The following is a 479-nucleotide window of genomic DNA, read 5'->3' as shown; positions in this document are numbered from 1 at the left end:
ACAAGTGGCCCGGCGCAAGCTGGCCATGCTCGATGCGGCCCAGGCACTGCGCGACCTGGTCGTGCCGCCCGGCAACCAGCTCGAAGGCCTGTTCGGCGATCGCGCGGGGCAATACAGCATCCGGATCAACGAGCGCTGGCGCCTTTGTTTCGTCTGGAGCAGCCGGGGGCTCGAGCTCGTCGAGATCGTCGATTACCACTGATTCAGCCGCGAGGTCCGCATGAATGCCAAGAGTGTGAAGCCCGTCAACGCGATGCCCGCCATCCACCCCGGCGAAATCCTGCGCGAGGAGTTCCTGGTGCCGCTCGCGCTCAGCGTCAACGCGCTGTCGCTGGCGCTGATGGTGCCGGCCACCCGCATGCACGAGATCGTCAACGAGCGGCGCGGCATCACCGCCGACACGGCCTACCGCCTGTCACGCTACTTCGGCACCACGCCGGAGTTCTGGCTGGCCCTGCAGGCCGACTACGACATCAAGA

Annotated in this window: 2 protein-coding genes; both read left to right on the top strand. The window is 66.6% G+C overall.

Annotation, left to right across the window (positions count from 1 at the left end; all coding sequences use genetic code 11):
* Positions 1–202: type II toxin-antitoxin system RelE/ParE family toxin (locus tag FQ705_RS32550; protein ID WP_222105688.1), on the top strand; the 202-nt coding region annotated here is incomplete at its 5' end.
* An 18-nt stretch (positions 203–220) separates the two neighbouring features.
* The coding region (locus FQ705_RS32545; protein ID WP_144148951.1) for a HigA family addiction module antitoxin at positions 221–479 on the top strand (259 nt) is incomplete at its 3' end.

The organism is Paraburkholderia sp. BCC1884 (assembly GCF_900996225.1).
Lineage (GTDB): Bacteria > Pseudomonadota > Gammaproteobacteria > Burkholderiales > Burkholderiaceae > Paraburkholderia.
The sequence above is the reverse complement of the archived record's forward strand: the minus strand, read 5'-3'. Positions and strand labels throughout refer to the sequence as shown.